The organism is Peribacillus faecalis, assembly GCF_014712675.1.
Taxonomy (GTDB): domain Bacteria; phylum Bacillota; class Bacilli; order Bacillales; family DSM-1321; genus Bacillus_AD; species Bacillus_AD faecalis.
On sequence record NZ_JACXSI010000060.1, the window covers coordinates 1 to 9305 of the forward strand.

General features: G+C 39.9%; 10 protein-coding genes. 7 read left to right on the forward strand and 3 right to left on the reverse strand.

Annotation, left to right across the window (positions count from 1 at the left end; translation table 11 throughout):
* The coding region (locus IEO70_RS17905) for an IS3 family transposase (RefSeq protein ID WP_190999748.1) at positions 1-149 on the forward strand (149 nt) is incomplete at its 5' end.
* Positions 150-324: 175 nt separating this feature from the next.
* On the forward strand, positions 325-1173 hold the full coding sequence (locus tag IEO70_RS17910) for an EcsC family protein (protein WP_190999749.1): 849 nt from the start codon (positions 325-327) through the stop codon (positions 1171-1173).
* A gap of 81 nt (positions 1174-1254) precedes the next feature.
* On the opposite strand, the gene IEO70_RS17915 is transcribed toward IEO70_RS17910, so the two are convergent.
* Positions 1255-1593, reverse strand: a complete 339-nt coding sequence (locus tag IEO70_RS17915; protein ID WP_328820969.1) for a hypothetical protein — start codon at positions 1591-1593, stop codon at positions 1255-1257.
* Positions 1594-1802: 209 nt separating this feature from the next.
* Between IEO70_RS17915 and IEO70_RS17920 the strand changes: the two genes are divergently transcribed.
* Positions 1803-3008 (forward strand): argininosuccinate synthase, encoded by a 1206-nt coding sequence (locus IEO70_RS17920; RefSeq protein ID WP_190999750.1) that lies wholly within the window; start codon positions 1803-1805, stop codon positions 3006-3008.
* Positions 3005-4381 (forward strand): argininosuccinate lyase, encoded by a 1377-nt coding sequence (gene argH, locus IEO70_RS17925; RefSeq protein ID WP_190999751.1) that lies wholly within the window; start codon positions 3005-3007, stop codon positions 4379-4381. The genes IEO70_RS17920 and argH overlap by 4 nt, the downstream gene beginning before the upstream one ends.
* A gap of 256 nt (positions 4382-4637) precedes the next feature.
* Here the strand turns inward: argH and IEO70_RS17930 are convergent, their stop codons facing one another.
* Positions 4638-5087, reverse strand: a complete 450-nt coding sequence (locus tag IEO70_RS17930) for a universal stress protein (protein WP_190999752.1) — start codon at positions 5085-5087, stop codon at positions 4638-4640.
* A 160-nt stretch (positions 5088-5247) separates the two neighbouring features.
* Positions 5248-6345 carry a M24 family metallopeptidase gene (locus IEO70_RS17935; protein ID WP_190999753.1) on the reverse strand — a complete coding sequence of 366 codons (1098 nt, stop codon included), beginning with the start codon at positions 6343-6345 and terminating at the stop codon, positions 5248-5250.
* A 276-nt stretch (positions 6346-6621) separates the two neighbouring features.
* Here IEO70_RS17935 and IEO70_RS17940 point away from each other — a divergent pair, with 276 nt between their 5' ends.
* The 3 genes from IEO70_RS17940 to IEO70_RS17950 all read left to right on the forward strand — a co-directional run bounded on the left by IEO70_RS17940 (position 6622) and on the right by IEO70_RS17950 (position 9011).
* The gene (locus tag IEO70_RS17940) at positions 6622-7305 is read left to right on the forward strand and encodes a metal-dependent hydrolase (RefSeq protein ID WP_190999754.1); all 684 of its coding nucleotides are present in this window, start codon (positions 6622-6624) and stop codon (positions 7303-7305) included.
* 80 nt (positions 7306-7385) lie between these two features.
* Positions 7386-7619, forward strand: coding sequence for a hypothetical protein (locus IEO70_RS17945; protein ID WP_190999755.1), 234 nt, complete (start codon positions 7386-7388; stop codon positions 7617-7619).
* Positions 7620-7691: 72 nt separating this feature from the next.
* Positions 7692-9011: a CBS domain-containing protein gene (locus IEO70_RS17950; protein WP_190999756.1), complete on the forward strand. Its 1320-nt coding sequence runs from the start codon at positions 7692-7694 to the stop codon at positions 9009-9011.
* Positions 9012-9305 lie beyond the last annotated feature (294 nt).

Here is a 9305-nt window from a genome sequence, read left to right on the forward strand (position 1 = left end):
AAGCTTCTATCAAAGAGTGCGCAACTCTGGATGAGTTAAAACGTGAAATCAAACGGTATATGACTTACTACAATCATTACAGATATCAATGGAAATTAAATAAGATGACCCATGTACAATACAGAGATCATCTTAATCAAGCAGCCTAAGCGTCCTTTTTTATAAATGTCCTTTACAAAGGGTACATTTCAAGATTTGATTCTGAAGCAGCCTTTTTTGCGTGCCTCACAATTTCAACTCCGGTTTAAAAGGATTTTTGACCGGGTAATCCGGTATGCTATACTAAAAGAAATTAATTTAATATAACGTGCTGGGAGTGATTAGGTGGAACTTACGAGTCGGGAATTGAAATTATACAAGAGTGTGCAAGATTGGGTAGAAAAACTGTATAATTATGAAACGACAGATTTGGAAGTTATGTACGATAAAGCGATTCGCAGCAGCTTTGAGCTGCTGCCTGAAGATATCCAGAAAGAGTTTTTCAATTCGTTGGATACGATGCTTTTTCATTTACATGCAATCATCCAAGGTACACAAATGCAGCATGATGCCAGTGAGAGAATACTTGCCAGTGCAAGAATATTCAATGGAGAGATCGATGGTATTGAAGATTTAAAATTATTGAGTATAGATCAGCTTCATTATATAGCGCAACAACAAATTAGCAGGCACCGCCTTTACTCATTCACGCAGGGTGGCATTAGCGGCATGGGGGGCCCGGTCTTATTAGCCAGCGACTTGCCTGCTATTACAGTCATAAATTTGCGGCTTGTACAGCTAATCGCGATGTCTTATGGCTACAATGTCAATACACCGAAAGAAATGATGATTTCATTAAAAGTATTTCATGCGGGAACATTGCCAGTGAGAATGCAAAGAAACGGACTTGAGGAACTGAATGAATATACAAGCAGTTCCGAGCAATCTTATTTTTATGAAGGACCTGAAGAAGTTACAGATATTACGTGGATTGAGCAGCCGGTTAAGCAAATCATGAAATATATCGCAATTACGATGTTTCGGAAGAAGAAGGCGCAAGGCCTTCCGATTTTAAGCATGATGATCGGCGCGAGCAGCAATTATTCTTTGACAAGACGGGTTAGCGAGTTTGCCCATAATTATTATTTACACCGTCATTTCCAAGAGAAATATGGAAATCAGGAGCTTTATTGAATATACATACTTCTGCCCATCTACAGTCCGCGGGCTGTAAATGGGCTTTTATTTATGCAAAAGGTCCGGAGCCGTTTTTTCTTATAAATGACTTTTTTGTTCAGTTGGAAAGTTGTCTGAAATATGTTGGTGAGTCCGGTAATACAGCCATAAATCATTGATGATAGAAGCTAAGTCGGCAATTTCGCTGTTTAGTGAGCACGAGCGCTCAAAGCTGTCCTCTCTGTTAAGCTCATCTTGTTTTTTATTGATGAGCATCTCCAACTGTTTGATCCGGTCAGGAATGTGGCCACGGATTTGCTCCCACTTTAATAAAATATTATGTTGCTGTTCTGTACTATACAATTCCCAGTCTTGCTGCAGATTCGGTATTGAAATGCCTAGCCTTTTGTCAAATGCGAAACAGTCCATATTCCTCATAGGGACACCAACCTCTCTCTTATAATTACAGTTTACAATATTCATTAATTAGTAAGTTAAAAATACTGTCAGTTCTGTAAATATAAAACTTATTAAATATTATAAAAATTTCTTGCAAAAAGCAAAAAAAACTGTTAAAGTGATATCAAGATTTTGAATAAAAATTATTGTGTGTGTATTTTTATTCATTTAACAGGAGGGTAATTAAATTGGCAAATCAAAAAGTGGTATTAGCTTATTCCGGGGGTTTAGACACTTCCGTTGCAATTAAATGGATTCAAAATCAAGGGTATGATGTTATTGCATGTTGTTTAGATGTAGGTGAGGGAAAAGACCTGGAATTTATTAAAAATAAGGCTCTTACTGTCGGAGCTGTTAAATCATATGTAATTGACGCGAAAGATGAGTTCGCAAATGAGTTTGCTTTAGCTGCGTTACAGGCGCATACATTATATGAAGGCAAATATCCATTGGTTTCTGCATTGTCACGTCCTTTAATATCTAAGAAACTAGTAGAAATTGCAGAGCTTGAAGGTGCGGTAGCGGTAGCGCACGGTTGTACGGGTAAAGGAAATGACCAAGTTCGTTTTGAAGTGGCTATTTCAGCTTTAAATCCGGATCTGCAAGTATTGGCTCCTGTACGTGAGTGGAGCTGGTCTCGTGAAGAGGAAATCCAATATGCAATCAATAATGATATTCCGATTCCAATCAACTTGGATAGCCCATTCTCGATTGACCAAAACTTATGGGGAAGAAGCAATGAGTGCGGTATTCTTGAAGATCCTTGGGCGGCTCCTCCGGCGGACGCTTATGAACTGACTTCAAGCTTGGAAGATGCACCAGATGTAGCAGATATTGTTGAAATTACATTTGAACAAGGTGTTCCGGTTGCTTTAAACGGCAAACAATACAAACTGGCTGATTTGATTGTTGAATTGAATAGCTTAGCCGGTAAACATGGGGTTGGACGTATCGACCATGTAGAAAACCGTCTTGTCGGCATCAAGTCCCGTGAAGTATACGAAGCACCTGCAGCTATGACGTTAATCGCAGCGCATAAAGAGCTGGAAGACCTGACTCTAGTAAAAGAAGTGGCACACTTTAAACCTGTTATCGAAAAGAAATTGACTGAACTTATTTATGAAGGACTATGGTTCTCTCCATTAAAAGATGCTTTACTTGGATTCTTGAAAGAAACACAACAATATGTAAATGGCGTTGTACGTGTGAAATTATTCAAAGGGCATGCAATTGTAGAAGGGAGAAAGTCAGAGAATTCTCTATACAATGAAAAACTTGCAACATATACAGTAGAAGATGAATTCGATCACAGTGCAGCAGTGGGCTTTATTCAGTTGTTCGGACTACCGACAAAAGTAAGCAGCATGGTGAATAAAAAGAAGGTGAATGTGTGAAAAAGCTTTGGGGAGGCAGATTTACCAAAACAGCAGAAGAATGGGTAGATGAATTTGGTGCTTCTATCTCTTTTGATCAAGAACTTGTGATGGAGGATATCGAAGGCAGCATGGCGCATGTGCAAATGCTGGCTTCGACCGGTATCCTCTCACAGGAAGAAGCAGCGACGATTAAAAGCGGACTAATAAAATTGCAGCAAAAAGCAGAGAACCATGAACTGCAATTTTCCGTAAGTAATGAAGATATTCACATGAATTTAGAAAGCATGCTGATTGCAGAAATCGGACCTGTAGGCGGCAAGCTTCATACCGGCCGAAGCAGAAATGATCAAGTTGCGACGGATATGCATTTATATTTGCGTAATCGCACCGAAGAAGTCATCGCTTTAATTGCAGAAATGCAAAATGCCCTTCTTCAGAAGGCAAGTGATCATGTTGAAACGATATTCCCTGGATATACGCATCTGCAAAGAGCGCAACCGGTATCATTTGCTCATCATTTAATGGCTTACTTTTGGATGCTGGAACGGGATAAAGAGCGATTCAAAGAAAGCTTTAAACGAATTAATAAATCTCCGCTTGGAGCAGGTGCTCTGGCAGGGACAACCTTCCCGATTGATCGCGAGCTGTCAGCGGAGCTGCTTGGTTTCTCAAGCATTTATGAAAATAGCCTTGATGCGGTCAGCGATCGTGATTTTATTGTTGAGTTTTTATCGAACAGCTCAATGCTGATGATGCATTTATCCCGCTTAGGCGAAGAAATTATTTTATGGTGCAGCCGTGAATTCCAATTTATTGAGCTTGATGATGCATTCTCAACAGGAAGCAGCATCATGCCGCAGAAAAAGAATCCGGATATGGCAGAACTGATCCGAGGGAAAACGGGTCGCGTATACGGTAACTTGTTTGGGTTATTGACGGTCCTGAAAGGTCTTCCTTTAGCATATAACAAAGATATGCAGGAAGATAAAGAAGGTATGTTTGATACGGTGAAAACTATCACTGGGTCGCTGAAAATATTTACCGGTATGATTTCTACTTTAAAGGTTAAATCAACTGAAATGAAAAAGGCGGTTACGTCGGATTTCTCTAATGCGACAGAACTGGCAGATTACTTAGCCAGCAAAGGCATGCCTTTTAGAGATGCGCATGAAGTGGTCGGGCATCTTGTGCTTGCATGTATCCAAAAAGATTGTTATTTGGCTGATCTGACGTTGGACGAGTTCCAGTCAGCAAGCGGGCTGTTTGAAGAAGATATTTATAAAGCGCTAGATCCGTACACGGCTGTTGCAAGAAGAAACAGTGCGGGCGGAACCGGTTTTGCGCAAGTAGAAGCGGCAATTGCGAAAGCAAAAACGCTGCTGGAAAACTAAAAGAAAAGGAGTAAATGCTTATGTAATGGTATCGGCATTTGCTCCTTTTCTTTATATAAAGAAAAAATATTTGAACTTTGAAAGCTGTCTAACCTTATACCTGCCATGCTAGGTCCTAAGCCATCCCACTCAATAAACCAAAACCGGGTTTCTCGAGTGGTTCGTCTTAGTACTGCCGCATGGCTCCTTTTTCATTGAAGTATATTCAAGAGGAAAATTCAAAAATGAAAAAGGACCGGTAACGGTTTTTCTTATATTAAACTTCTTTTTCAGTTCTTACTACTAGTACATCACATGGCGCATAACGGGTAATATGCTCAGAAACGCTTCCGATTAGGAATCTTTCCACTGCATTTAAACCTGTTGCACCGCAGACGATTAAGTCGATGCTATGTTTCTTAGCTAAGTCTTTAGGAATCTTCACTTTTGGAGAACCGTAATCCACTTCAACGTGAACTTTGTTTACTCCTGCTTTTTCAGCGACTTCTTTGTATTCTTCTAACAATTCTTTTGCATATGATTCAGAGCGTTCTGCCATTGTACGGTCATACGCTTCGATAGTTGCAAAGTTTCTTGTATCGATAATATGGGCAATAAATAAGTTTGCATCATTTCTTTTGGCGATCTCGATTGCTTTCTTGAAAGACCACTCAGCTTCACGAGAACCGTCTACTGCAACTAAAATGTTGTTATAACTTAAACTCATTTTCATTCCCTCCTTTAATATATTTATTATACCAAATTAAGACTCGTATATTTTTTTAAAAATTGAATATTTATGTAAAATTTCGACCGAATGTGAAGTAATTATGAACTATAAAAAGAAGAGGTCTCCTTGAATTTTGTTAGGAGACCTCTTTTTATGTTTATTTAATGATTTGCAACGTTTTAGGGTAGTGTGTCAGAATTTCGCAGCCATCAGCTGTTACGTAAATATCATCTTCAATCCTTACGCCCGCAATTTCTGGCACATAAATACCAGGTTCAATTGTATATACCATGCCTTCCTGTAATGGAAGCTCATTCGTAGATGTTAGTGAAGGATATTCGTGAACGCTAATGCCCAGGCCATGGCCGAGACGGTGTGTAAAGTATTCGCCGTATCCTTTGGCAGTTATGTAATTTCGTGCAGCCAAATCTAAGTCTTTGCAAAGTGCGCCAGGCTTGCTTGCTTCAATTGCCGCCAATTGTGCCTGCAATACTGTATCATAAATTTCTTTTTGTTTATCATTAACATCATAGTATGCGACAGTTCTTGTAATGTCTGAACAATAGCCTTCGTACACGACACCAAGGTCAAACAAGACAAGATCGCCTTTTTGGATTTTTGTCAGGCCGGGTGTACCGTGCGGAGAAGCGGCATTTTTACCAGTCAGAACCATTGTTGAGAAGGCCATTTCGTTAATGCCTTTACGCTTTAGTTCATATTCGATGGCTGCTAGTACGTCCATCTCTGTTTTGCCTTCTTTAATTTCGTTTACGCCAATTTCAATAGCATAATCAGCAAGCTTACATGCTTCACGAATAATAGCGAGTTCTTGCTCATCTTTAATCATGCGGAGTTGACGAAGTTTTTCTTCAGCAGATACAAGGGTCGGGTTATCAAAATGATTTTGGATCTTTTCATAACGCTCTACATTTAGATGCTCTTTTTCGATGGCAATTTTCGTCGCGCGAATATTGCGTCCATCAACCGCTTTTTGTATCATTTCCCATGGATTTTCGATATCTGTGTAGCCGATAATTTCATATTCCCAGCCAGCATTTTTAGCTTCAGGAGCTTCCATTTTAGGGCAAATTAAAATTGGCTCTGCATGCGGAAAAATCGCTAATGCAAGCAGTCTTTCATGAGGGTCGCTGTGGAAGCCGCTCAGGTGAAATACATTTTCTGTAGATGTGACAAAGGCAAATGGAATCTCGCTTGTATCCAGCCATTGTTTAAATAGAGTTAATCGGTTATTCATGTAAATCCTCCTAAAAAAGAAAAATGGACCTCTTTTAGAGATTAACAGTATAAAAGATGAAAAGCAAACTGATATACTGTTAAATATCAGGGTATAAAGTGAAACTTTGATTGGTGGGGGTTTTCTTTCATCCCCCACCAATCATTAGTTGAACCAATCGGGCTTTTAGGGACAGTTGATCTCCCACTTAGCTGTCTCATTTCTTTTGCCATCCTGAAGTGGGAGTCTTACTGTCCCTTAATGCGGGATAAATGATTAATGAAAGGGGTTTTAAAAATGAAAATAAGCTTCCATGGACACTCAGTTGTAAAAGTTGAAACAAATGGAAAAACAATTTTATTTGATCCTTTTATTACAGGTAATAGTCAGACAGATTTAAAGCTTGATGAAGTAAAGCCGGATGTCATCATCTTAACGCACGGTCATAACGATCACGTCGGCGATACAGTTGAACTGGCGAAGAAGCAGGATGCGCTTGTTATTTCTAATTTTGAATTAAGCACCATATTAAGTTGGCAAGGTGTTGAGAAGGTGCACGGCATGAGTATCGGCGGGGCTTATGAATTTGATTTTGGTAAAGTGAAGCTGACACCGGCTTTCCACGGTTCAGGGTATGAGACAGGTAATCAGCAGCTGCTTTATGCCGGGCAGCCGGCAGGCGTTTTGCTTACAGTGGAAGGAAAAACAATTTTCCATGCGGGTGATACAGCCTTGTTCTCTGATATGAAACTAATTGGCAGTCGTCATCCGATTGATGTAGCTTTTATTCCGATTGGTGATAATTTCACAATGGGACCTGAAGATGCGGCAACAGCTGTCGAATTTTTGAACCCGAAAATCACAGTTCCGATCCATTATAATACGTTCCCACCGATCAAACAGGATCCGGAAAAGTTTATCAGTATGCTGTCTAATCATGAGGGGAGAGCATTGAAGCCGGGCGAAAGCATCGAGCTGTAAAGAAAACTTATAATGAGGTCATCCTTCTGTACTTGTCCGCATAAAGATGTATTAAAGACATGTATGGAAGGGTGTTTTTTATGCGCGAAAGATTGCTGTTTTGTTTATTGTTTATCGGCATCATGCTTTATTATGCGATTCCGCGTTTCAGTTTTTCAGATAGCTTGGAGCAGGCTATTTTTTTTGCATCATGGTTAATATTTGCTGTTTTGGCTGTAGGAGGAAATATTGCCGCTGTTCTTTATATGCCAAAAAAACAGGTTGAAAACGTCAAAAGAGCTACTGCTAAGAGAAAAAGAATGCATAATTACTAATTGCGACAATTGTGTATTAAGGCTCTTTACCTATATAATGAAAGAAAACGGTTTTGTAAAGGGTGAAGAGCTTTGGCTACAAAGCATGAACAAATTTTAAAATATATTGATGAATTGCCTGTGGGAGAGAAAATCTCAGTTCGGCAAATTGCAAAGGATCTGACTGTCAGTGAGGGAACAGCTTACCGAGCAATTAAAGAAGCGGAAAACAAAGGTTATGTAAGCACAATCGAGCGTGTCGGAACGATTCGGATAGAGAGAAAAAAGAAAGAAAATATCGAAAAGTTAACGTTTGCTGAAGTTGTTAATATTGTAGACGGACAAGTTCTCGGCGGGAGAGCCGGATTGCATAAAACATTGAATAAATTCGTAATTGGCGCAATGAAGCTTGAAGCGATGATGAGATATACGGAGGCAGGTAACCTGCTGATTGTCGGTAATCGTACAAATGCTCATGAATTAGCATTGAAAGCCGGCGCTGCTGTACTTGTTACAGGTGGTTTTGATACAGATGAATCGGTAAAAAAGCTGGCGGATGAATTGCAACTGCCGATTATCTCAAGCAGCTACGACACATTTACAGTAGCGACATTAATCAATCGGGCGATTTATGATCAGTTAATCAAGAAAGAAATCTTGCTTGTGGAAGATATACTGACACCGAGTGATGAAACGGCTCATCTCAAGTCGGGCGATTTGGTCGAACGCTGGTTTTTGTTGAACCAAGAAACGACACATAGTCGCTTTCCTGTTGTCGACAGCAATAATAAAGTAATCGGTGTTGTTACCTCTAAAGATATTATGGGAGCCGATCCTAAGTTGACGATTGATAAAGTGATGACAAAGCACCCGATGACAGTTAACGGGAAAATGAGTGTTGCTTCTTCTGCACGTACAATGGTATGGGAAGGTATCGAAATGCTTCCGGTTGTCGATAATCATCAAAATCTGCTCGGAATCATCAGCCGTCAAGATGTATTGAAAGCATTACAAATGATTCAAAGACAGCCGCAGGTCGGTGAAACAATTGATGACGTCATTGCCTCTCAGCTTGTAGTTGTTAACGGCAAAGCAAAGGGAGAAGAAGTGTACCGCTGTGAAGTTACACCGCAAATGACAAACTATTTAGGAACGATTTCATACGGCGTATTCACGACAATTGTAACGGAAGCGGCCAACCGTGTGCTTCGTACATATAAACGAGGCGATTTAGTCGTTGAAAATATGTCTATTTACTTTATCAAATCGGTTCAAATTGATAGCCAGCTTGAAGTCGTGCCGAAAGTACTGGAAGTTGGACGTAAATTCGGTAAAGTGGATATAGAGGTATTTAATGAAGGCAAACTCGTCGGCAAGGCGATGATGATGTGCCAACTGTTGGATCGGAACTAGAAAGACCGTCGCCGGTCCTTTTGGTAGGGCGCCAACTCTAGAATTTGCAGTTATCTTTGATTGTTATCTTCCTAAATATGCGCAAATCAAAAGGAGCCGTGCGGGATGGCTTAGGACCGAGCATGGCAGGTGTAAGGTTAGACAGTTTTCTAAATTCAAAAATATATACTTAGTCTATAAGAGAAAAAGAGGCTGGGACATAACTAGCTTCAAATGACGAAAAACGTGAAATGGACAATTCCATTTCACGTTTTTCTGTTTTTGTCTATGAATTCTTAGCTGCTGGCCGCGAAC